Origin of the sequence: Thermodesulfobium sp. 4217-1 (assembly GCF_039822205.1) — a bacterium.
Classification (GTDB): domain Bacteria; phylum Thermodesulfobiota; class Thermodesulfobiia; order Thermodesulfobiales; family Thermodesulfobiaceae; genus Thermodesulfobium.
Map to the genome: position 1 here is coordinate 17,984 of NZ_JBAGBW010000019.1, position 22,117 is coordinate 40,100.

The 22,117-nt window shown below is 35.2% G+C and carries 22 protein-coding genes and 1 riboswitch; of the genes, 10 read left to right on the forward strand and 12 right to left on the reverse strand.

Going from position 1 to position 22,117, the window contains the following annotated elements; genetic code table 11:
- Nucleotides 1–3 precede the first annotated feature (3 nt).
- The gene (locus V4762_RS07615; RefSeq protein ID WP_347315191.1) at nt 4–708 is read left to right on the forward strand and encodes an anaerobic ribonucleoside-triphosphate reductase activating protein; all 705 of its coding nucleotides are present in this window, start codon (nt 4–6) and stop codon (nt 706–708) included.
- Between the two features lie 36 nt (nt 709–744).
- On the opposite strand, the gene V4762_RS07620 is transcribed toward V4762_RS07615, so the two are convergent.
- Together V4762_RS07620 and V4762_RS07625 are read right to left on the reverse strand one after the other, a co-directional pair.
- On the reverse strand, nt 745–1,371 hold the full coding sequence (locus V4762_RS07620; protein ID WP_347315192.1) for a hypothetical protein: 627 nt from the start codon (nt 1,369–1,371) through the stop codon (nt 745–747).
- A 29-nt stretch (nt 1,372–1,400) separates the two neighbouring features.
- Complete coding sequence (locus tag V4762_RS07625; RefSeq protein ID WP_347315193.1) at nt 1,401–1,988, reverse strand: phospholipase D-like domain-containing protein; 588 nt, start codon at nt 1,986–1,988, stop codon at nt 1,401–1,403.
- Between the two features lie 124 nt (nt 1,989–2,112).
- Between V4762_RS07625 and V4762_RS07630 the strand changes: the two genes are divergently transcribed.
- Complete coding sequence (locus V4762_RS07630; RefSeq protein ID WP_347315194.1) at nt 2,113–2,850, forward strand: prepilin peptidase; 738 nt, start codon at nt 2,113–2,115, stop codon at nt 2,848–2,850.
- Here the strand turns inward: V4762_RS07630 and V4762_RS07635 are convergent.
- Both V4762_RS07635 and wbaP read right to left on the reverse strand, forming a co-directional pair.
- Complete coding sequence (locus V4762_RS07635; protein WP_347315195.1) at nt 2,847–3,407, reverse strand: CPBP family intramembrane glutamic endopeptidase; 561 nt, start codon at nt 3,405–3,407, stop codon at nt 2,847–2,849. The two genes, V4762_RS07630 and V4762_RS07635, sit on opposite strands and share 4 nt — an antisense overlap.
- 87 nt (nt 3,408–3,494) lie before the next feature.
- The gene (gene wbaP, locus V4762_RS07640; RefSeq protein WP_347315196.1) at nt 3,495–5,045 is read right to left on the reverse strand and encodes an undecaprenyl-phosphate galactose phosphotransferase WbaP; all 1,551 of its coding nucleotides are present in this window, start codon (nt 5,043–5,045) and stop codon (nt 3,495–3,497) included.
- Between the two features lie 82 nt (nt 5,046–5,127).
- Here wbaP and V4762_RS07645 point away from each other — a divergent pair, with 82 nt between their 5' ends.
- The 5 genes from V4762_RS07645 (at nt 5,128) to V4762_RS07665 (ending at nt 9,801) form a co-directional block, all read left to right on the forward strand.
- Nucleotides 5,128–5,709: a LutC/YkgG family protein gene (locus V4762_RS07645; protein ID WP_347315197.1), complete on the forward strand. Its 582-nt coding sequence runs from the start codon at nt 5,128–5,130 to the stop codon at nt 5,707–5,709.
- Complete coding sequence (ldhH, locus tag V4762_RS07650; protein WP_347315198.1) at nt 5,709–7,868, forward strand: L-lactate dehydrogenase (quinone) large subunit LdhH; 2,160 nt, start codon at nt 5,709–5,711, stop codon at nt 7,866–7,868. The genes V4762_RS07645 and ldhH overlap by 1 nt, the downstream gene beginning before the upstream one ends.
- A 158-nt stretch (nt 7,869–8,026) precedes the next feature.
- Nucleotides 8,027–9,136 carry a PDZ domain-containing protein gene (locus V4762_RS07655; protein WP_347315199.1) on the forward strand — a complete coding sequence of 370 codons (1,110 nt, stop codon included), beginning with the start codon at nt 8,027–8,029 and terminating at the stop codon, nt 9,134–9,136.
- Entirely contained in the window at nt 9,117–9,434 is a 318-nt protein-coding gene (locus V4762_RS07660; protein ID WP_347315200.1) for a hypothetical protein, read from the forward strand. The genes V4762_RS07655 and V4762_RS07660 overlap by 20 nt, the downstream gene beginning before the upstream one ends.
- A complete protein-coding gene (locus V4762_RS07665; RefSeq protein WP_347315201.1) occupies nt 9,373–9,801 on the forward strand; it encodes a nucleotidyl transferase AbiEii/AbiGii toxin family protein in 429 nt (142 codons plus the stop codon). Before V4762_RS07660 ends, V4762_RS07665 begins: the two co-directional genes overlap by 62 nt.
- On the opposite strand, the gene V4762_RS07670 is transcribed toward V4762_RS07665, so the two are convergent.
- Nucleotides 9,798–10,253 (reverse strand): Lrp/AsnC family transcriptional regulator, encoded by a 456-nt coding sequence (locus tag V4762_RS07670; RefSeq protein WP_347315202.1) that lies wholly within the window; start codon nt 10,251–10,253, stop codon nt 9,798–9,800. The genes V4762_RS07665 and V4762_RS07670 overlap by 4 nt on opposite strands.
- Before the next feature lie 178 nt (nt 10,254–10,431).
- On the opposite strand from V4762_RS07670, the gene V4762_RS07675 reads away from it, so the two are divergent.
- Nucleotides 10,432–11,175, forward strand: coding sequence for a sulfite exporter TauE/SafE family protein (locus V4762_RS07675; protein ID WP_458646949.1), 744 nt, complete (start codon nt 10,432–10,434; stop codon nt 11,173–11,175).
- 3 nt (nt 11,176–11,178) lie between these two features.
- Here the strand turns inward: V4762_RS07675 and V4762_RS07680 are convergent, their stop codons facing one another.
- From V4762_RS07680 to V4762_RS07710, 7 genes are read right to left on the reverse strand one after another with little or no spacing between them, the layout of a single operon-like run.
- The gene (locus tag V4762_RS07680; protein WP_347315204.1) at nt 11,179–13,743 is read right to left on the reverse strand and encodes an EAL domain-containing protein; all 2,565 of its coding nucleotides are present in this window, start codon (nt 13,741–13,743) and stop codon (nt 11,179–11,181) included.
- Nucleotides 13,744–13,790: 47 nt separating this feature from the next.
- Nucleotides 13,791–15,668, reverse strand: a complete 1,878-nt coding sequence (locus V4762_RS07685) for a proton-conducting transporter transmembrane domain-containing protein (RefSeq protein ID WP_347315205.1) — start codon at nt 15,666–15,668, stop codon at nt 13,791–13,793.
- Nucleotides 15,665–16,132, reverse strand: coding sequence for an NADH:ubiquinone oxidoreductase (locus tag V4762_RS07690; protein ID WP_347315206.1), 468 nt, complete (start codon nt 16,130–16,132; stop codon nt 15,665–15,667). The genes V4762_RS07685 and V4762_RS07690 overlap by 4 nt, the downstream gene beginning before the upstream one ends.
- Before the next feature lie 21 nt (nt 16,133–16,153).
- Nucleotides 16,154–17,389, reverse strand: coding sequence for a hydrogenase large subunit (locus V4762_RS07695; protein ID WP_347315207.1), 1,236 nt, complete (start codon nt 17,387–17,389; stop codon nt 16,154–16,156).
- Entirely contained in the window at nt 17,386–18,762 is a 1,377-nt protein-coding gene (locus V4762_RS07700; protein WP_013756412.1) for a proton-conducting transporter transmembrane domain-containing protein, read from the reverse strand. Before V4762_RS07700 ends, V4762_RS07695 begins: the two co-directional genes overlap by 4 nt.
- Nucleotides 18,759–19,382: a hydrogenase 4 membrane component (E)-like protein gene (locus V4762_RS07705; RefSeq protein ID WP_013756411.1), complete on the reverse strand. Its 624-nt coding sequence runs from the start codon at nt 19,380–19,382 to the stop codon at nt 18,759–18,761. Before V4762_RS07705 ends, V4762_RS07700 begins: the two co-directional genes overlap by 4 nt.
- Nucleotides 19,383–19,390: 8 nt before the next feature.
- Nucleotides 19,391–20,353, reverse strand: coding sequence for a respiratory chain complex I subunit 1 family protein (locus V4762_RS07710; RefSeq protein WP_347315208.1), 963 nt, complete (start codon nt 20,351–20,353; stop codon nt 19,391–19,393).
- Between the two features lie 53 nt (nt 20,354–20,406).
- A riboswitch (Fluoride riboswitch) is annotated at nt 20,407–20,469 on the reverse strand.
- Between the two features lie 110 nt (nt 20,470–20,579).
- On the opposite strand from V4762_RS07710, the gene V4762_RS07715 reads away from it, so the two are divergent.
- Together V4762_RS07715 and V4762_RS07720 are read left to right on the forward strand one after the other, a co-directional pair.
- Nucleotides 20,580–21,437, forward strand: coding sequence for an NAD(P)-dependent oxidoreductase (locus tag V4762_RS07715; protein ID WP_347315209.1), 858 nt, complete (start codon nt 20,580–20,582; stop codon nt 21,435–21,437).
- Nucleotides 21,438–21,568: 131 nt separating this feature from the next.
- Nucleotides 21,569–22,015 (forward strand): S-layer homology domain-containing protein, encoded by a 447-nt coding sequence (locus V4762_RS07720; protein WP_347315210.1) that lies wholly within the window; start codon nt 21,569–21,571, stop codon nt 22,013–22,015.
- The last annotated feature ends 102 nt before the right edge of the window (nt 22,016–22,117 follow it).

The following is a 22,117-nucleotide window of genomic DNA, read 5'->3' on the forward strand; positions in this document are numbered from 1 at the left end:
ATCTTGTTTAAGGGCTGGATAAAGCTTTCTTTTATAGATTATCCTGACAAGCTTTCTACTGTTCTTTTTACTGAGGGCTGTAATTTTCGATGTCCATATTGCCATAACTTTGAACTCGTTTTGCCCTATTTCAAGAGCGAAGAAGGCTTAGGGGATGTAAATGTTGATGAATTTTTTAACTTTCTCGAAAAAAGAAATAATAAGATAGACGGGGTGGTTATCTCTGGCGGAGAGCCACTCCTTCACAGTAAGGAATTGGAAGGCTTTATCGAAAAAGTTAGGGAAATGGGTTTTTTGATTAAAATCGATACAAACGGCTCATTTCCAGAGAAGGTTTTCGATTGGGACAGAAGAGGCCTGGTGGATCTGTGGGCTGTCGACTACAAGCTGCCCTTTGAGAAATACGATCTGGTTGGAGGCGATGGTGAAAAATCAAGGGTAACCATTCGTTATCTATTAGAAAAAAATACTCCTTCATCGTATGAGCTTCGTACTACGATTTTCCCAAAATTTCACGATATTGAGGTCTTAACGAAGATGCTGTTTGAGATTGAGGGGGCCACTCTGTGGTACTGGCAAAACTTTAGAAATGACAGGACTCTTGATGAAAGCGCATCTCTGGTTCAGCCATATAACAGAGATGTTCTAAACGATTGGCAGAACAGATTGGATATATTTAAAAAAGTCGGCAAGATTATAATTAGATAATTTTTATTTAGAGCCCAGGGCATAACGCCCTGGGTTTTATTTTGGCACACCGTTTATGGTATAGGTCCATGAAGGAATCTTGAATGTGGATGATGGAATTTCTTTCCCGACAGAAATATCAGTAATTAAAACAGTCGTGTCGCCCTTTGGAGATTGTATGTATATCTTTCTTATCCATGAAGTATAGTCCTCTACCCAAACGGTAAAATTTAAATTTTCTCTGCTAAATGTATATACGTGACATGGTCCTACGCTAAGGGTGTCGGTGCCGTCTGGTGTGGCTGATGATGCAATTTGGCTGCCTTCTGTGGGGAAGAATAGATAGTTAAACGTTCTGTCGGCGTATTTTTCAAGGTCTTCTTTTGACATCAAATATGCTATGTGAAGAAGATGAGAGTTGAAAAAGTACTGATTATCGGCGACATTTATTACTGCACTTCCATCTCCGATTATGAATGGCCCATCAATTCTGACCTTGTCTTGAGTAGCCCAGGCTTGAAATGTGCCGTTTATCTTATACCCTGAAATTTGCAATACAAAAGACTGTGGTGGAGTAGAATCCAGCACAGATATGATTCGGTTTACGTCTGCATAAGACCTATTTCCAAAAGATATTACAAAAAGCAAAGAAACAAATATACACAATATTTTTATATATTTCATTTTTCCTCCTGGATAGTTTGATTTATTTGCTAAATTGAAAGGCTTTTGAAGTTCTCATTGTCGTTCCACATTCTGTCGAAGTAATTCTCACACTTCTTCGCAAAAGCCTGATCGCTGACCACTACAAACATTTCATCATTTGTATCGGTAGCTGCCTTTGAGTAGTTGTAGCTTCCTGTGGTGGCTATAGAATCGTCTATTACGCTCATTTTCAAGTGCATAAGTCCTGAATGTGTGTTTACTTTAACTGGAATTTTATCTATCAGCAGGGTATTTATCGCGTGTTTCATTACATTGCCGTTTGATTGTTCCCTGTCCACGATCACCCTTACATCTACACCTCTTTTCTTGGCATTGGTTAGAGCTTTTAAGATTTCTGGCTGAGTAAAGCTATATATCGCCACATCAATCTTCTTCTTTGCGTTGTTATAAAGGTTTGTCAATACTGGTACGGGATTTTCATTCTCTCTTGGAAACAGCAGCTCAACCGATTTTGAGCTTATCTGTTCTGTTGATGGGGCGGGAGTTTTGATCTCTCCCTTTGTAACAGGATTGTTACAACCTGATAAAATGAATACAAAAAGCAAAGGAAATAAAAAGACTAAAATTCTTTTCATTTTTCCTCCTAAATTCATAAGATTAATTTTTTTGCTAAATTTTAAATTATAATATTTTATTATATTTTTTGCTAATTAAAGAAAAATTAGACCTTTTTGAAATCAAGATATGGAGGCTTTATATATGGATTTTGTATTTATAATCTCATTTGGAGCGATATTTGGAAGCTTTTTAAACATGCTCATTTATAGACTTCCCAGAGAACAATCCATAATCAGCCCGCCTTCACGATGCCCGAAGTGCGGCAACTCTCTGAAGTGGTATATGAATGTTCCGATATTGTCCTATATATTCTTAGGCGGCAAGTGTTTTTACTGTAAGGAACCTATTCCTATTAGATATTTAGTGGTAGAGATTCTTGAAGTGATGATCTTTTTGGTATGTTACCTGGATTGGGGACTTGGTCTGGAGTTCTTTTTGCACGTTTGGTTCTTCACTGCATCTCTGGGCATATTTTTTACCGATCTTGAGACTCTTTTGATTCCCGATTCATTTTCATTATTATCTCTAATTCCTGCAGTTGGAATTGCTATTTTGCGGGGCAATCTGATAGGATCCATTGTAGTTGCTGTCGGGATATTTCTGCTATTTTACAGCGTTTCTGTGATAACGAATGGCGGTATGGGCGGAGGGGATACAAAATATTCTGCTTCAATGTCATGCTTTCTTGGCGTATTTCATTCTTTTTTTGGATTTTTCACTGCCTTTTTGCTTGGCAGCATAATCGGAATTGTTTTTAGAACTTTTGGCGTAATTAGAAAGGGTGAGCCTATACCCTTTGGTCCATTTTTAGTGCTTGGCTGCATGATTTCATACGGGTTTGGAGATTACTTTATTCGTTTATACCTTTCTTTGTTCTAAAGCCTGTCGGGATCGAGCCAATAGTTCGCTATCCCAACGCAAAACTTTACAGAAAAATGCGCTATTATCGGCGCCGTAATGGTATGGGTGTAGTTATACAGCAGCCCAAAGCAAAGCCCTAAAAATGCAAGGTACATTGCATTCGCCATGCCTTTGTTAGTCCACTCCGACATATGAAACAGCCCAAAGACTAAAGCAGCAAAGGGGACGTCAAAAAGCCTTTGCAAGAGACCTCTAAAGAATATCTCTTCGCAAAAGGAAGATAGGAGGGCAAGATAAAATATTTCAAGTGCGCCTATATCCTTGAAGATAAAGGACTGTATCTGATTTCCCATATCTTTTATGAAGTCAAATTTTCTGCTGAGAAAGTATGTAAATATAAATAGTCCGCCGCCTATGGTGGTTGAGATAAATATTACCGTTTTAGTAGTGCTGAAATATATTGGATGGTCAAGGAATCTGAGAGCCAGAATCGCAACTATTGCAAACATAAGCTCGCTAACAGTTAACAAGAGAATCTTTAAATCTTCTGATTTTTCAATATTATTATGTTCCATAACAGACTATATTTTACTATTAATAAAGAGAACTGTGAACATAAATTTATTAATTTTATATGTAAGACTTTTTAATTTCAAAATTTATTAATAGGCTCCTTCTCTCTTAATTACGACCGATAAAGTTTTAAATAGTATCTCCAAATCGAGCCATACAGACCAATTTAGAATATACCATACATCAATATTTAACCTCTCGTTAAAGTTGAGCTCACTTCTGCCAGATATCTGCCACAGGCCTGTGATTCCTGGCACTGTAAGCAGTATTGTTTCCTTATAATCTTGCATGTCAGGTATCTCTGAATATAGATAGGGCCTTGGCCCCACAAGGCTCATTTCGCCTTTTACGACATTAAAAATCTGTGGGAGCTCATCAAGAGATGCCTTTCTAAGAAATCTGCCAAACTTTGTAACCCTGGGATCGAACCCCTTTATCTTTTTAAATTTCTGCCATTCTAACTTTTTTTCAGGGTTTTCATTAAGATAATTATTTAATACCTCATCAGAATTTGATATCATTGACCTAAATTTTATGCATTTGAATGGTCTGCCGTGCTTTCCCACACGCTCTTGAATAAAGAAGACACTGCCTTCCGAGTCCCTTTTGATAAACATAGCTATTATAATTATAATGGGCAAGATTAGCCAGGAGAAAGCCAGACATAAAACTAAGTCAAATATTCTTTTTACTACCTGGCTTGTTTTCGACTTTAAGTTGTTCTTGATACTTATCAAAAATAGCCTCTGATCGAATAGGGTCAGCAGCTCAGAATTCAAAAGTGCCACTCCTTTAAAGTCAGGAACTACTATGACCTTGTTTACCAGTAACTGCACCTTTCCAACGAGCTTGGATGACGATTGGGCGTCAAGAGATGGCATAGCTATTACGATAGTAGAAATGTTTAATTTTTTGATAAATTTTTTAAAGTGATTTATGCTGCCAAAGACTTTATAGTTTTTGCCGCATATTTCTAATAAATCGCCCCATTTCTCCTTGTCGTCATCTAAAAATCCCACCAGGTGATATCCGAGATATTTATCGTATAATAAACCAGATGCGCTATCTTTTGCGGTTTTTCCAGCTCCCAGAAACAATATTCGCTCTTTAAACAGGTTAAAATTGAACAAGGTTAATTTTACTATGAGCCTTAATAGGGGAAATAAAAATAGACTGATAAACCAGAACAAGATCAAGACACCCCTTGATACCTCATCGAGAAGCCTACCCAAAGATACCATTGCAAATATTAATACAGAATTTAATGTAAGTATTTTGATTAAAGTTGAGGCCTCAATCCAGAAGGGCAGCCGCTTTTTATATAAATTCATTGTCCATATAAGAACTATGGTTATGAAGGGCATCCACCACATTTTTAAAAATGATAAGAATGGAAAAGACATTGGAACCAGTCTCCCTGGCAGCAGGTAGAAAAGAATGTATCTGATCTGATAGGCTAAAAATAGGCTAAGATAAAAGGATAATAGGTCTGTAAGGACAAGAGCTATTATTAGTATAAAGTTAGTTTTGAAAATTTTCATAAGAATATTATAAACCGTATACAAAATAATTATAAATCTTAAAGGTATATTCAATATTATTGCATTAAATAGTTTACCTGGAATACCAATGTTAAACAATTCTGAACTTTTCAATAATTTAAATTATACAATTTTATAAATTTGGTTCTACAATATATTAAATATGTTTTTGGAGGTATTTATGCAAACAGTTTTGTGGGATGAAAAGTTTAGTGGGAAGGTTGAGAAAGGTTCTTTTGAAGATTTTAAAAGAAGAGCTGAAGCAGTTTCTGCTGAGGTATACTTCACTAATCTGAAAGATGCGAAGAATACCATTCAAGAAATTTTTAAAAGGGAAAATGCGAAAAATATTATTGCCTTTAAATCAGATCTGGTGGACAATATGGGGATTGATAAGATTTCAAAGGATATGAATATAAATTTCTTCTTTGAGGGAGGCAAGAAAGAGGCAAATATTGCTGACATCGGCATTTCTGAGATGGAATGCGCTCTGGCCGAAACAGGATCTGTCATAGAGTGGTCATATCCAGTTTGGAAGAGATTGGTTTCTGCAATGCCAAACGTCCATATAGCTCTGGTAAGATCAAACAGAATTGTAAAGGATTACGAGTCAATGTTCGAGATCTTTAAAGAAAAATTTGAAAGTGGACATATAAGTTTTATTACAGGACCTAGTAGAACCGCAGATATTGAGAGGGTTTTGACCATTGGAGTGCATGGCCCTAGTAAGTTAGTGGTAATGCTCATAGAGGAGGAAGAATAATGATTACAAAAGAGCTAAAAGACAAGATTAAAGATAAGCTGAAAGACAATATCCAGAGAAAGAACCTGGGGACTTTTTCTGAGGTGTATCCAGGAGCACGCGCAAAGGCTTTCGAAGGATATGATATTGAAGATTTGCGTGAGCAGATTGCAAATATTAAAAAGAACGTAGTTAAAAATTTAGATAAATTAGCTGATCAATTTCAAAGTGAAGTAGAAAAAAGAGGGGCTATAGTTTATCGCGCCAAAACTGATAAAGACGTTATCGACTACATTATGAAACTTTGCAGAGAGAAAGATGTCAAACTGGTAGTAAAGAGTAAGTCTATGGTATCTGAAGAGGTAGAGCTAAACGAAGCCTTTAAAAAAGAAGGAATAGAGTCTCAGGAGACCGACTTAGGTGAGTGGATAATTCAGATTGCAGGGCATAAGCCTTCGCATATGGTTATGCCTGCTATACATCTAAACAGACAACAGGTGGCAGACTACTTTTCTAAAGAATTAGGCAAGGATATGGAGCCAGATATACCATTTTTGGTTCATACTGCAAGGGTTCAACTCAGAGAAAAATTTTTGAAAGCTGATATGGGTATTTCTGGAGCTAATATAGCCGTTGCAGAAAATGGCTCTCTTTTCATAGTGACAAATGAGGGCAATGGAAGGCTTACTGCTACTCTGCCAAGAATTCATGTGATATTGGTAGGTTATGAGAAATTAGTAGAAAAGATGACAGATGCTATACCGATATTGAGATTCTTACCCAGAAATGCTACAGCTCAAGTTCTAACAAGCTATGTAAACTTGATTTCTGGTCCATCAGAAGCGATAGTAGAAAATCCTGACGGATCTTTTTCAGTGCAAAAGAAAGAACTGCATATAGTTTTGGTGGATCATGGAAGGCTTGAGATGGCAAAAGATCCTGTGTTCAAAGAACTTTATCAGTGCATAAGGTGTGCCGCCTGTACGAACGTATGTCCTGTGTATGCGCTTTTGGGCGGTCATGTGTACGGTCATGTATATAGTGGTGGCATTGGCGCTCTTCTGAACTCATTCATTGGTAGCAAAAATACTGCAGATCAGATTCAAGAGCTTTGTCTTACCTGCGGAAGGTGTACTGAGGTTTGCGCTGGCAAGATAAATATTCCCGAGCTCATAGTAGAGATGAGAAAAAGGAGTGTAAAAAAAGCTGGTTTGCCTACCCTGCCCAAAGTGGTATTTCAAAATATAATGTCAAATAGACAGCTTTTTCACAATATGTTAAGAATGGCCAGTCTTGGCCAAAAGCCATTTAAGAGCGGCCCATTTATTAGAAATTTGCCTATGTTTTTGTCGGGTTATACAAAGGATAGATCTTTGCCTGCTATTGTGGATCAGCCCTTTAGAGATAGGTTTAATGGGCTAAAACAGAAAAAGGAAACAAAAAAGCAAACAATAGCATTTTTTAGTGGTTGTTTGATCGACTTTGCATATCCTGAGATTGGGGAGGCGGTAGTCGAGAGTCTTAATTGTGCAGGTTTTAAAGTGAATTTCCCTCAAGATCAGACATGTTGCGGTACGCCTATGTTCTTAATGGGGGACCTTGAAAGTGCTAAAAAGGTTGCTATGCAAAATCTTGATGCTATGCAAAAGGAAAATCCAGATTTCATAGTTTTAGCCTGTCCGACTGGTGTAGAGATGTGGGAGAGATACCCAGAATTGATGAAGGATAATCAAAGATACTATGAGATTGCTGTAAAGTTTAGTAAGAGAATAAAAGAATATACTTCGTATATCAATGAGCTTTGTGAAAAGGGAGAAATGAAATTAAAATCTCTCAAAGGAAGGGGTCTTGTAACGTATCATGATTCCTGTCATCTGAAAAGGGTTTTGGGGATCTTTGAAGAACCAAGAAATATAATAAACAAAACAGGAATAGATTTTGTAGAAATGAAGCACTGTGATCAGTGTTGTGGTATGGCTGGATCATATTCAGTTAAATTTCCAGAGATCTCAGGAGAGTTAGCCGATCAAAAGCACAAGGATATAATGGAATCAAAGGCAGATATTGTGCTAGCTGGATGCCCAGCTTGCGTTCTTCAAATTAAGGGCTTAATCGATAAAAAGGGTGGAAATGTGAAAGTAAGGCACATTGCTGAGTTGATAAAAGAAGCTCTTAAATAAAGAGCAACACAGCTTATCCGATGGACAGCACAATTTAAAATGCTGTCCATTTTTTATTGTTAGTTCTATACCATATTAAAAATTAATTATATATTATTTGTATTTTTTATAGTTCTATGCTAATATTCTATCTTAACCAGTTTTAAGGAGGGTGTTAAATGAGGGCTAAGATTTTAATTTTTTTATTTGCATTTTTAATGATTTTTTCGAGTGTATCCTTTGCTGTAGAACTAAATTCAAAAGATTTGCAATGGGAACCAAAATGGTATAAACCTCAGGTTTTAAGTTCTGTTGAATTAGCAAAATCTATTCTTACAAACCTAATGGCTTCTCAGAAATTTTCAACATGGCTGGGATATATTCCTACAAAGATTGATGCTGATAAATACGGTCTAAGAGTTTTTGGAGTATATGGCGATCAGCAGGAGACTTCTGTTATAAATCTTACTGAGGTCAGGGATGCGTTTATTTATTACTTACCTAATCTTGATAGGGATTTTAAATGGTGCGTAGTGGTAGTTCTATCTCATCAGGATCCAAGCTTCCAATATTTCAGGACTCAAGATTTAGAGACTGCTCAAAAACTTAGCGATGTAATAAGTACATTTGCTTTAGCAGCTGGGTCTAAGTTGTATACACCTACTGGTATTGATTATTTTGTAGATGAAAAAAAGATGGATAAATTAAAAAAAGATACTTGCTGGAGTGAAAATTATGGTGCATTTGTAGAGAGTGTCGAGAGCACTTCGCCTGCTGATACAGCAGGCTTTAAGCCAAATGATATTATTACAGAAGTCAATGGTGAAAAAGTGAAAGACAATATGGGTTTTGTTGGACTTATCCAGAATGGTGTGGAGGGAAAGGAGAGTGCACAGTTTAATGTAAAGGTTTATAGAAACAAGACCTTTTTAAATCTTTCTATGACAGTACCAAACTTTAATTATGGAAAAGAGAAATTAGTATCAGATACAAATCAACAAAAACCTCAAATTTTAAGCAAAGCCAGTCTTGGCATAGACGTAAAATCAATTTCATACTCAACTGATACTGGAGAGACTTATAATGGCTTGAAGGTATTAAACATAAAGCCAAATGGGTTGGCTGAAGAGTCTGGGATTAAAGTAGGAGATATAATTTTAGAGATAAACGATAAGCCAGTTAGAGATATACCTTCTATGGCAAGTATTATCTCAAATGAGATGCCTATTAAGTTTAAAGTCTTAAGAAACGGCGAAATTCTTACGCTTGATGCTGCTCAGAGCTTTTAGAAATGTTGTGCTAAAATCATATTTAATGGGCAAGAAGATTAATGAAAAAATTTATAGATGGGATGGAATAAATTCTGATCAAGAAATACTAATCAGAAAGATGCTTTATGCTGATCCAGGAGATATCTTATCTAAATATAGTGAAGGCATTTTAAAAGATGTTTTTTTGAGAAATATTCATCGATTTAAAAGGAAAAACAGGAGCTTTTGGAAATTAATTTTAGGAGTATCAGACGATGAAGTTGACGAGGCAGCAGCTAAGTGCTTTAGAAGTAGTTCTGAGTTATGGGATAGATGAGGGTTTTTATCTGGCAGGAGGGACTAGTATAATTAAAAAATTAAATTATGATGAGAATTTAAAAATTTCACTTGCTTCAGATGAAGATATAGCTTGTATGAAAGCATTGGCGATTACACAGATAGGAAGCAAAAAAGATTTTTTTGATTTATGGTATCTATTGAAGAAAAATTTTTGGGGTCTATTCACTTTAAGAGAGTTTTTAAGAATAAAGTATAAAAATTTCAATTTTGGTATTTTTTTAAAGGCTTTAACATATTTTGAAGACGCTGATAAAGAAAATTTTGTTGACATTGATCCAAAATGGTATGCTATAAAAGATTTTTTTAAAACAAGCGTAAAAAACAAAAACTGGATAAAACTCTAAATTAAAATTGAGCCTCTTTCTTTGAATCTTTTGATTATAATTTCTGATCTTAAGCTTTTCACACCATCAATTGCCTTCAAACTTTCAATAAAATTGCTTGTATGAGTTTGATCTTCAAATAGGGCGTGAACGTGTAGGTGAGGGAATGAACTCATCTGATATATATTTGTTATTTCTTCTCTTTCCAATAATTCTTCTGCCACTTGATTTATTTTAGGCCATTCTGTTTCAATCTCAAGATACATTGAGATATTTTTTCCAGCTTTCAATGGATTTACTATTATGGTGAACTTATCTATTATCCCGTTGTCAACGAGCTTATTTACCCTATCTCTAACTCCAGCTCTGGTTAGGCTTAACATCCTACCAAGTTCTGCATTGCTAAGCCTTCCATTTTCTGATAGATATTTCAATATTTGTCTGTCTACTTCGTCTAAGTTTTTAAAGTGCATCCCGACTCCTTACTTATTTTTTTAGTGCAATCATTCTAACAGAAATTTTAGCTTAATTAATAAATTTTTTGCGTTATTTCTTACAAAGTAAAATAAAATTATTTTTATTGACCACAATGTATATAATATATTATACTTATGATTGAAATTAAATTAAAGGCGGTGCGTTAATATTTTTATCTATTTAATATTATTTGTGGTTTCTTTTTTTGCTGGTGTCCAAAATGCCCTTGCTGGCGGAGGTTCATTTTTAACTCTGCCTACCCTTATGTTTACTGGTTTAAATGCAAGGGCTGCAAATATAACATCAACCATAGCTCTTTTTCCTGGTCAGATTACTACAGGACTTGCTGGCAAAAAGCACGTTTCAGATTTACCTCTTGTTTCATTTAAGGTACTATTTTCAATTAGCTTGGTCGGAGGAATAATAGGGGCATTTTTATTAATTAAGACGCCTGTAAAAATCTTTGAGTATCTTGTACCTTGGCTGGTTCTTTTTGCCACTCTTGTTTTTATTTGGGGTAGTTATTTTAAGAAAAAAACCGAATCAAACTCTCACATCTCTCCTACGAAAACCATTATTTCGCAGTTTATAATAGCAATTTATGGAGGATATTTCGGAGGCGGAATTGGCATTTTAATGTTGGCTGCCCTTACTCTTTCTGGACTTGCTGTGAGAAATGCAGGGGCTACAAAGAACGTTTTGGCTGCTGTGATGAACGCATCGGCGGTAGCGGTGTTTCTCTTTTCAAAGGATATTGCCTGGACCCAGGCGTTAGTGGCATCTGTTGGCGCGATAATTGGAGGACAGGTCGGGGCGTATGCGCTTCACAGGGTAAACGAAAAATTACTTAGGGTTTTTATAATAGTTTTAGGGTTGACTCTTGCAGTAGGGCTGTTTTTCAAGGCAGGAAGCATATAAATCTTAGAGTTTAGGTACCAAACAAAAATTTTCAATTTCTAAGCTATCCACCAAGCTATTTAATTTATATGCTCTTTTTTTGAGGCTTTCTAAGTCTTTATTTAGTCTATTTTTATCGTTTAGCTCGCTTATTAGTTTTTCGGTAATTTTATGTAGGGCTACATGATGCGTCTCTATGTCTTTGTATTTTTTAGAATTTGCATATTTTTCAGCGTTTGAATAAAACCACTTTCCAAATGCGCAATTCTTATAGTCTTTCAGTGTATATAAGCTGTCTTCAAATTTTTTCTCTTTGATAATAGAGTCTATTTTTCTTATAAATCTATAAATTTCATATTTAGCTTTTATTAGCTCAAAGTCCATTGTTTTCGTGCTCTTTCTTAAAAAGTCTAAAAGAGTGCCATCTAATTTGAAATTCTTTACAAATGATATAAAATCATTTAGAGGTATCGGTTCAGACAAGAAATATCCCTGCAAGAAATCGCAATTTAAGTGGTTGAATGCAAAAAATAAAAATTCGCTTTCAACCCCTTCTGCGGTTATATTGTATTGTAAGTTATCTAACATATGGATTATCGATGAAACAAGAATTGCTAATTTTGGATCCTTTTCGCATTCAAATACAAAGCTCGAATCTATTTTAATGTTTTTAAAGTCGAAACGGTTTAAATATGACAAAGAAGAGTATCCTGTTCCAAAGTCATCCATATTGAAATATATGCCCATTCTTCCAAGCTCTTCAATGTGTTTTTTGGTTCGTTCTACATTTGAGAGGGCTATTGATTCAGTTATTTCAAACCTATAGTGATTTGGGTTAATATTTTTTTTATAAAAAATATTTTTAAAATTTTCCAAGAAATCATCTGATAAAAATGTCCTGCCGGTGAGATTGGCTGATATGGATATGTTTATGTTGTGATCTTGAAGGGTTTTTAGATCGTTTAGGCCTCTTTCTATAACGTAGTAGTCAATTTTTTCTATTAAGTCAGACTCCTCGGCAAAAGGTATAAAAGCATACGGTGCTAAAATGCCCCTCTCATTGTGTCTCCATCTGATAAGAGCTTCTGCATGATTTATGTTTTTAGAGCTTGTGTCAAAGATAGGCTGATAAAATAATTCAAATTCAAATCTTTCAATTGCCTGAGTTATTTCGGTATGAAAGTATATCTTATTTTCAAAGTCTTTTTGGATCGATTCGCTGTAGAAAACGCACTGCCCCTTTCCAAGTTGCTTCGCCTTTATACACGATGCCTGTGCGAAACTAATTATTGAATCTGTCTCACTTGAATCGATAGGAAATAAAGAAATGCCAAGGCAACTTGACAGCTGGACTTTATTTGAATTTATGGTGAACTCTTTCTTTTTTATTCTGCTATTAAGGTCTTTTATGTAATCAGTTGCTTCTTCTGGAGTATTCTTAAGAGATATTATCGCAAATTCGTCAGATCCAAAATAACAAACGTAATCTTCTTTTTCGCAGGTATCTTGTTCTAAGAAGCGTCCAAAATCTCTTAACAGGGCATCTCCCTTTTCAATTCCATGTGTGGTGTTTAAATATGCAAAATTGTCTAAGTCTATATAAACTACTATAAAGTTGTTTTTGCCAGCTGCAAGAGCGTTTAACTTATCATAAAAACCCTTAGTATTTAGAAGCCCCGTTTTTGAGTCGTGAAGCATAAGGTATTCTATCTTTCTGTCTTTATCTTCTAAATCTGAGATATCTACAAAGAAGCTGGTGTAGTAAATTATCTTGCCATCTTTGTCCTTGATAGTGCTAAGGGTTATGATCTCTGGATATATAGTGCCATCCTTTCTTTTGTTGTATATTTTCCCACTAAAGAAGCCATCTTCTTTTAATTTCTTCCACATATCGGAGTAAAATTCTTTTGAGTGCATATCTGATTTCAATATAGATGGCTCTTGACCAATTGCTTCATCTTGGGCATAACCAGTTATTTTGGTAAAGGCAGGATTGGTGTAGATGATTTTATTATCTGAGTCGGTTATTACAATGCCTTGAATAGATCTGCTTAATACGTCTTCCAAAAGAATTTTTTCCTTCATATTTTCTATTATGCTTAAGACAACTCCAAATGTGCTGGCAAGATTGGACAATATTTCCATCTTTCTGGTAGTAAAAAAGCCTATTTCGTCAGAATATATGCTCAAAATTCCTGAGATTTTATCGTTTGGTAAGATTGGAAATAGCGCAGCAGATTGAAGGTTGTACTTCTTGGCGTTTTCATGTATGTATTCAAACCCTTTGTCCAACAAGAGATTGTTAGCTATTAGCGGTTTTTTTTCTTTAATTACGCTCAATGATGTTTGGAGCATTCTCTTTTTATATTCTGCGCTCTGGTTTATGTATTCAGAGGCTGGGCCATATGGCTTGGAAAATAAAATATCGTCATTTCTTATCATTCCGAGCCAGATAAGTCTAAGTTTAAAATCTACAGCAATAGTTTCAAGAAGTTTTTCAATTAAAACTTCAGGCTCGTCAATATTTTGCAGAAAAATCTCGTTAGCCCTAGAAGCTATTTTAGAAAAGTTGTACTCTTTTTGTTCCATAATAGGTTATTATATTTTAATTTTTAATAAGTTGTCAAACGACTTTTTCACCTTGTAAATTTAAAATACATCAAGGTTATAATAAATGCGCCTATTATGTATGCTATATACCAGTGGATGCTTGAGTTCATAATGGTCTTTGAGAAGAAAGAGCTTATCTTGTTAGAAAGCTTTGTGATAAATGAGTAAAATGTCTCTATTATGTCTATACTGTAAACATAGGCCGTATCGCTTTCTCTTATTTCTTTAGTTTGATTGAGAGGCTTTAGGAGAGATTCTACTATAAATGAATAGGCGCCTATTTTAAACGATTCAGTGCTCAAAGCCTCTAATCCTCCAACCCACGGTGACACCCTTTTTACATCTTTTTCCTTGCTCTTTAATTTCCAAAGAGCTACGAAAAATATAAAAATCATAATTGCGAATATTGTTGGAGACAAGACTCCAAAAATTGGCCTGCTTGAAACTATCAAAAGAGGCTTCGGGACCGCCAAAAGGCCATCTAAGAATGTAGGATATCCGAGGCCAATTACAATCAAAGGCGATATAAATCCTAAGGCGATAACCAGAAATATCAGGATTGCTTCAGAAATTTTCATCGTCAGCGATTCTATATTTATCACTTCTTTAGTTTTTGTTCCAAGTGCGCTAAATCCTATTAATTTTTTCATACCGAATGAGCTAAGACCTATTGCAAGAGTAATTAAAATTGCAGAAAAGGTTACGATTAATTTTAAAGATAAATCATCAATCTTGTAAGATTGGAAGAAGGTTTCGAGTAACATCCAATCGGATACAAAGCCTATCAGGGGAGGGAAGGCGCTTAGAGAAAGGCCTGCGATAATTATGCCTAAGCCAGTTATCTTGCTTACATATTTGAAAACTCCACCCACATTGTCAATTAGCTCTTCTGAAAAAGCCTCTTTTGCATGGCCTATTGAGAGAAAAAGAGCTGTTTTGGAAAACGAGTGTGAAATTATTATAAATAATGCAGTAAGCATGGCAAATTGCGATAGGTACTGAAGACTTTGTGTGTTTGCAGTTAAGTAAGCTATGCCTAAGCTTGCAAGTATCATGGAATTGTTCTCTATGGTAGAGTAAGCTGGCAATTTTTTAAGGCTCCTGGATCTGGCTGCCTGTAGCGCTCCCCAAAGAGCACTAACAGAACCTAATAAAATGCTTATGATTGCAAATATTTCTATATTTGGGTTTAAAGCAAATATTCTAAATATGCCATAAGTTCCTATTAGGGTAACTGGTACAGAAAGTATTGCAGCTACGTTTGAAGGAGATTTCGAGTATGTGGAGCTTATCCAGACGTGAAAGGGGATTATGTCCATTTTTATTATGAATGCTAGATAAGCAAAGCTCATAAATACAATATTGCCTACAGCATTCGCTATGATAAAGCTCCCAGTCTGAGCCCAAAGTGCGCCAAATGCAATAAAAAGTGCTATAGATGATGCTTCGCTAAATGCAAGAAAGCTAAATGCCTCTTTATATGTATTTTTTCTCTCAAGAATGCTAAAAAATATTGCTATGGTCATACATTCGAATGAAATCAAAAAGGTTATTGCATCTTGAGATGTCAAGATAAAAAACATTGCAAGCATTGAAATATTTATAAAGAGTGCCATCTTCTTGCTAAATAGTTTGTTAAAGTCTATCGAATAAAATGCGATTATCCCAAAAGAGATAAAGGCTATTATTAAAAAGATTGAAGATGTTTTATCGATTCCAAGCCTCAACGATATATCTGGAAATAGCACAAGATTTAGAATATTTAGGGATCTTTCAAACCCCAGTATGCCAACTGCTATTGAAAAAACAGATCCAAGTACAGCAAAAATGCAGCTTAATTTATTCTTAAAAAAAGAAATTATTCCAAGCAAAAAACAAACAACACTTAATGTATAAAATATCATTTTTTCTCATCACCTTTCATGAAGGCTAATATGTAGGAAAGCATTTCATCTCTTGAGACATCACCCTTAATATGGCCTATTACATTGGGTATATCGAAATTGTCAAAACTAATGCCCAGGTCGTTGTTCTCAGTTAACAGTACGCCAAAAGGTTCGGGCATTTGGTTTATAGCTTCCAGCATTAGGGGGACCATTTTTTCAGTTGGCCTGCCTAAAACGATCAAAAGATCGGCCTCCCTTGGTGTTTGAGTAAAAAATATGCCAAGCCTGTGTAAATTGTATTTTGGCGACAAAAGCGCAAATATTTCAAAGTTTAAGGCATTATCATTTCCTACATCTATACAAAATATGTGGATAGACCTCTTAAAAATATTTTTTATATATAGTTGCTTGAGATTTAATTTTGAAATATTTAATTTTTTTTCAGTATATTTTTTTGTTAAACCATAAATTGGCCAGAACAATTTTTTCCTCCTTGATATTTTTTATCTTGCACAGTCGCAGAAAAATGCCCCAAAAGAATCGACTGTAAAAGGAAAGTCTGTAAATATCTGTCCTACCAATGCCTTTTGGATAGCCCTAAATAAAAAGGTGGATGGTGTACTGATATATACATAGTCAATCTTTTGATCTTTGATCTCTACATAGTATGTTATCGATCCACTTGCCGATTCACTTTGACCGATTCCTGAGTCTCTCTTTTGAGAAGTCTTTAGAGATTTTGGGCTTTCTGGTTGAGTTTCTTGAAGTAATTCTATCGATTCTTCTATGATTTCCAAAGACTGACTTACTTCTTTGGCTCTTACTATCATTCTGGCAAGCGAGTCTCCCTCTTCTTCCAATATGGGTTTGAAATTTTTGGTGGTTTTGCTAAATTCTCTAATATCAAGACTGTAATTCATCGCTTTAAGCGCTGGCCCATCAAAGCCAATGTTATAAAAATCTTCTATTGTTAGAATTCCTGTATTGTGAAGTCTGTCTAAATAATTTCTGCTGTCTAAACTGAAATTGTATATTTTCTTAAATTCATTTACTACTTTTTTTAGCTCTTCTAAGTAATTTAGGAAAAGCTCTTTCGGAAAATCTTTAACCTCTCCAACCCTTTTTATCTTCTTTAAGAAGGTGGAGTTAAAGTATTTTGAGTTTAAAGAAATGCATCTTTCGAACAAGTATAATAGATGAGAAGAATAAACTTTTTGGGCTGCTGATATAGAGAGCTTTACAATAACATAAATATGATTATAAATTCTCTCTATTTCTAAGAATATTACTCTTAGAAGCTTTGAATAGCCGCTTAGCTCTATACCAAGGGCCTCTTCTATTGCCTGGGTAAATGCTACAGAGTGAGAAAATGCAAAGTTTGAGCAAACTGACTCTGCAAGAGGTATGGCCTCATCAAAAGATCGACCAACCATAAGATTTTCAATCTTTCGTGATTTATAGGTTTGGTCTATGTTTACTGCAAGCATTCTTTCACCATAAGTTTTAAGATGGTAGATTGAGCACTCCTGATTGGCTCCTGCTAAAGGACCTAGCCTGAAATTAAATACCTCTTCTGACGTAATGTTAGAATCTGTGTAAACATAGTCCCTATCTCTAAGCCAGTCATAATACTTAAAGTCTGTTTTTTGAGATAGATCAACAAGCCCTGTAAATGTGCCAGAGGATACAAGTAATTTTTCTGTATTATCTGAAGATATTATCCCTAAAAGTCTTTTCATTTTATTATTCCTCCAAGAAAGCTGTATAAAAATGGAATTGCAATCAAGAATAACAGGGACAAAGAAATACTTATCATAGGAATGTATACGAATTTGCTTTCAATAAAAGGTTTTTTGTCAGACTCACTGAACACCATGGATATGACTTTGTTGTTAATAAAGAGAAACGCAATGCACAAAAACGCAAACAGCACCGCTCCTGTGATATAACCATATATTTGGATTACCTTTGATAGTATTATCAGCTCCCCTACAAAGGTAGCAAATGGTGGAGCTCCTGTCACGGCAAGCGATCCGAAGAAGAAGAACAAACCTGTTTTTGGCATAAGGTTTATCATATTTTTTACATCTTCAATTTTTTTAGTTTTAAATCTGTGAAGTATGTTACCAGTCAACATAAAGGTTCCTGACTTTGCAAGGGCATGGGAGAAGATTAGAATTATGGCTCCAAAGAGACCAAAAGTTCCAAGGCTGATGCCAATCAAGGACATGCCCATATTTTCAATTGAAGAATAAGCAAACAGTCTCTTGTAAATTGTTTGTGAGCCTGCAATGATAGCTGCTGTGGCCACGCTAAGAAATCCTAAGGAAAATGCAAAGAGGCTAAGGTAGTAATTTGGAAATATTTCAAATATTCTAATCAAAGGATAAAGGGAGACTGGCAAGAGTACTGCAGAAAATATAGCGCTCACTGGTGCTGGAGCCTTTCCGTGAGCGTCAGGAAGCCATGTGTACATTGGGAAGATGCCGGCCTTAGTGCCGTATCCAATGATTGACAAGAGAGATCCCAATAAAAATATGCTATCAGTTGGGTGGAGTTGCAATAAGCTAAATATAGATAGTGTTTTCTCGCTAGAGTATATAAATAGGGTAGCTATAAGAGATATTATTAAGCCAACTGACACAATTATTATATATCTGTATGCTGCCTCGACTGCAATTGAGTCGTTTTGGGTAGACACCAAAAGAGCGCTAGTAAAGGTTGTGGCTTCAATTCCTACCCAAATTAAGCCAAGGTTGTTCAATACAACTGATGCAAATAGAGCTGAGACGAAGATATTCAATAAGCTAAAATACTGATGAACTTTTATCAGTTTGTTTTCAATGTGATTGATATATTCTATGGAAAAAATTACAACGCTTAAATATACAATTGATATCATTAGAGAGAATACTTTGGAAAGATTGTCAACGTATAGGTAATTGTTTTGTACAGTTGGCTCCCAAAATCCTACAATGACTGATAATATGCAAAGTACAGAGGACGCAATAGAAATGGTTTTTGCAAATCTTTTAAATGCAAAAAAGCCAATAATTGATGCAATAAAAGAAATTAGACAGGGTAGTAGATAAATAAATTCAAAATTAATCATCCGTATAGCTCCTCCTCATTGTCTATATTTTCCTTTCTGAGCCTCATTATTATGGAGCTAACCAAGACAATTCCCAATATATCGAGTACTATGCCTGCCTCTACTATGAAAGGGAGTCCACTGAAGATATATCCAAAAAGAAAGATAGAGTTCTCCATTACCAAATATCCAATCAACTGATTGTACGCATTTGACTTTGAAATAATGAGAAAAGCACCTTGTAGCATGAGGGTGATGGGGATAGATTCGAGAACTGAGCCAGAATTTGACAGAGCTATTGAATATAGCCCATAACTAAAAAGCGCAAGACAGATAGAAATGATGATCGAAAGGCTCACGCCAAGTGGATTTTTCGACTCTCTAACTCTCCAAATATCCTTTTTAATCGTTTTTAAAAGATATCGAGGGATAAAAATGGCTCTGGTTAAGATGGTTAAAATTGCAAGAATTATTAAAGTAGGCTCTCTATTTATAATGCCTATGGCAAGAAGAAAAATCCCCAATATCCATGAAGAAAGATCAAAGGTTTTTATTGTAGTGGAAATATAAGATTGCCACTGCATAAAAACTATCAGTATTATCTGTATAAATCCAACCAGTATAAATATATTATTTTGCATTTTCTACCTCACATTTTCGTGGTATAAAAGACTATCATTGCAATAAGTGCAAAGGCGAAGCCTACCGATATGAAATCAAATATTTTCATCAATCTATACTTGGAAAGGGTAGTGTTTATAAGGGCGAAGATAAAAATTAGAATTAACATCTTGAAAAAGTTAATGAACATGTATATAAGAACATTTAATATATTCATTTGCATTGGCACAAAGAATGGGAATGTGAACACGTTTATAAACACGTTCATTAACAAGAAGGCTTTTATATAGCTTCCCCATTTATTTAGAGCAAGCTCTTTCCCTGAATATTCAAGATTTAGAGATTGATCTATCATGCCAAGCTCGTTGCTAGAATCAGATTCAATAGGCAGGCTGCCTGTCTCGATGATCAGAAGAAAAAAGAATGCTGCTGCAATAAAGATATGTGTTAGTGAAAAATACCACAAATTAGATGTTTGGAGTATGTTGTTAATTACATAAGGATTATTCGTTCCAGATATTACTCCGAACATTATAAATATGAGTAATAATATAGGCTCTGTGAAGACCCCAATTGACGATGCTCTGGATGCACCAAGAATAGAGTAATTGTTTCTTGTGTCAAGAGCTGCTATCTTTTTTAATGTAGATGCTGCTGCGAAAATTAACCCACCTCCTATAAAGTCAACCACTGGACCGAAAGTAAGAGGAAATGCAGTAATGATGGGCAATACAAGAGTCAATAACAGATACATTGCAAAGGTTAGATATGGCGTGATCTCGAAAAGGACCGATGTGGTGATCGGATATGTACTTTGTTTTTTGAAAAGCTTAAAGAGGTTGTAATACTCTTGAAAGATTGATGGACCAATTTTTGATTCTATTCTTTCTTCAACCTTTCTGAGTATGCCTACTGCAAGGGGAGCAAGTGTTACAACGTAAATTAATTGGACAAAAGATAGGGCTAAGAGCTCAAAATCTTTACTAAGCATAATTTTTGCCTTTTTGACAAATGAAACTCATTGGCGTTTCAACTCCTTTCAAAAATATACTAGGAGTCATCAGCCATCTATGGGGCATTACGGTGAACTCCATCACCGAAAGCTACCTTATACCACAAAAAGACATTGATTGTCAATAAAGGCAAATTAAAAAAATAAAATTTGGCTTCTTTTGTTATAGAATTATATTTATATAGATTACTTGGAGGTGAATGTTGTGAATATTGGTTTTATAGGGCTTGGAATTATGGGTTCTGGGATGGCAAATAATTTATTAAAATCAGGATTTAATATGTATGTCTTTAACCGTACAAGAGAAAAGGCAAAAGAATTAGAAGATAATGGCGCTAAATTTTGCAGCACTCCAAATGAACTTGCAGAAAAGAGCGAATTAATTTTTATGATGTTAACTGATGTGAGAGCGTGTAGGGCTGTGAGTGAGGGTAAAGATGGATTTTTAGAAAGCTTAAGCAAAGGTAAGGTTGTAGTGAACTTTAGCACAGTTCATCCAAATTATTCTTTGGAGCTACGCAACATGGTTAAAGACAAGGAAGCTATGTTTTTGGAGTCTCCTGTTTTAGGAAGCAAGATTCCTGCCCAAAAGGGCGAGCTTGTAATTCTCGCTGCTGGTGACAAAGAGGCTTTTGAAGCGTGTACAAACTCATTTGAGAAGATTTCAAAGAAGGCAATGTACTTGGGCGATGTTCCGAAGGCATCCTATGTGAAGGTCGTGAACAACGAGGCTTTCGCTACTTCTTTGACAGCTTATCTTGAAGGCTTAGCTTTTGCCAAAAAGATAGGTTTAGATCCTGAGATGGTATTTAACATATTGAATGCTGGCGCTCTTGCCAACCCATATTTTGAGTTTAAGATTAAGAAGGTCTTAAACGACGACTTTGAAACTCATTTTTCTCTTGCAAATATGAAAAAGGATCTTGGATTTGCAGTAAGCGTTGCTGATGAATTTAAATGTTATTGTCCTACTCTTGCTGCTGTAAATGAAACATTTAAAAAGGGTTTAAAAAGACATGCAGAGGAAGATATGAGCGCAATATATAAAGTGTTTGATGAATAATTTCACCTTTTAACCATAGATATCTTGTGAAACAGCAATTGGTTTAAAGAAATTTTAATTTTTTTTATATAAAGTTTAAGTATAATTTATACATTGGTAAACAAAGAATTTCGGAAAAAGAGGAATTGAGATTGAGAAAGTTATTGTTAGGATTTTTAACTGTATCAATTTTATTAATAATGCCTACTTTGGCTCAGGCAGGTCCATTTTCTGATGTGCCTGCCTCCTCTTGGGTTTATAGGGCGTTGCAGGAAGAGGCGTCAAAGGGACTCATAGTTGGCTATGGGGATTCTACATTTTCAGGCAAGAGACTTGCTACGCGTTATGAGATGGCAATGGTGGTGGCAAGGATGCTAAATAATTTTGAAAAAGGGCAAGATGAGACAGGTAACAAGATAAGGCTTAATGCGAGCGACATAGCCACCCTTATGAAGTTGGCGGAAGAATTTAAGCCTGAGCTATCTTCATTGGACGTTAAAGTTTTAGCATTAGAAAAGAAATCTGTAAACGATAGCCTGAGATTCTCTGGAGATGCGACCTTTAGCTTTGGGAGCGAAAGCATTACTTATTATAAGTAATATTCCCCGATGAGTTGTTGTATTGATTTAATTTTCATAAAAAATTGCTTTAGCCATGGCTTTCAATAAGCTAAAAGATTTACCGAAATTTCTCTCACTTTC

Coding starts and splice junctions, on each gene's coding strand:
- V4762_RS07620 (WP_347315192.1), bottom strand. CDS start 1,371: ATGAAATATATAAAAATATTGTGTATATTTGTTTCTTTGCTTTTTGTA.
- V4762_RS07625 (WP_347315193.1), bottom strand. CDS start 1,988: ATGAAAAGAATTTTAGTCTTTTTATTTCCTTTGCTTTTTGTATTCATT.
- V4762_RS07630 (WP_347315194.1), top strand. CDS start 2,113: ATGGATTTTGTATTTATAATCTCATTTGGAGCGATATTTGGAAGCTTT.
- V4762_RS07635 (WP_347315195.1), bottom strand. CDS start 3,407: ATGGAACATAATAATATTGAAAAATCAGAAGATTTAAAGATTCTCTTG.
- V4762_RS07645 (WP_347315197.1), top strand. CDS start 5,128: ATGCAAACAGTTTTGTGGGATGAAAAGTTTAGTGGGAAGGTTGAGAAA.
- ldhH (WP_347315198.1), top strand. CDS start 5,709: ATGATTACAAAAGAGCTAAAAGACAAGATTAAAGATAAGCTGAAAGAC.
- V4762_RS07655 (WP_347315199.1), top strand. CDS start 8,027: ATGAGGGCTAAGATTTTAATTTTTTTATTTGCATTTTTAATGATTTTT.
- V4762_RS07660 (WP_347315200.1), top strand. CDS start 9,117: ATGCTGCTCAGAGCTTTTAGAAATGTTGTGCTAAAATCATATTTAATG.
- V4762_RS07665 (WP_347315201.1), top strand. CDS start 9,373: ATGAAGTTGACGAGGCAGCAGCTAAGTGCTTTAGAAGTAGTTCTGAGT.
- V4762_RS07670 (WP_347315202.1), bottom strand. CDS start 10,253: ATGCACTTTAAAAACTTAGACGAAGTAGACAGACAAATATTGAAATAT.
- V4762_RS07680 (WP_347315204.1), bottom strand. CDS start 13,743: ATGGAACAAAAAGAGTACAACTTTTCTAAAATAGCTTCTAGGGCTAAC.
- V4762_RS07685 (WP_347315205.1), bottom strand. CDS start 15,668: ATGATATTTTATACATTAAGTGTTGTTTGTTTTTTGCTTGGAATAATT.
- V4762_RS07695 (WP_347315207.1), bottom strand. CDS start 17,389: ATGAAAAGACTTTTAGGGATAATATCTTCAGATAATACAGAAAAATTA.
- V4762_RS07700 (WP_013756412.1), bottom strand. CDS start 18,762: ATGATTAATTTTGAATTTATTTATCTACTACCCTGTCTAATTTCTTTT.
- V4762_RS07705 (WP_013756411.1), bottom strand. CDS start 19,382: ATGCAAAATAATATATTTATACTGGTTGGATTTATACAGATAATACTG.
- V4762_RS07710 (WP_347315208.1), bottom strand. CDS start 20,353: ATGCTTAGTAAAGATTTTGAGCTCTTAGCCCTATCTTTTGTCCAATTA.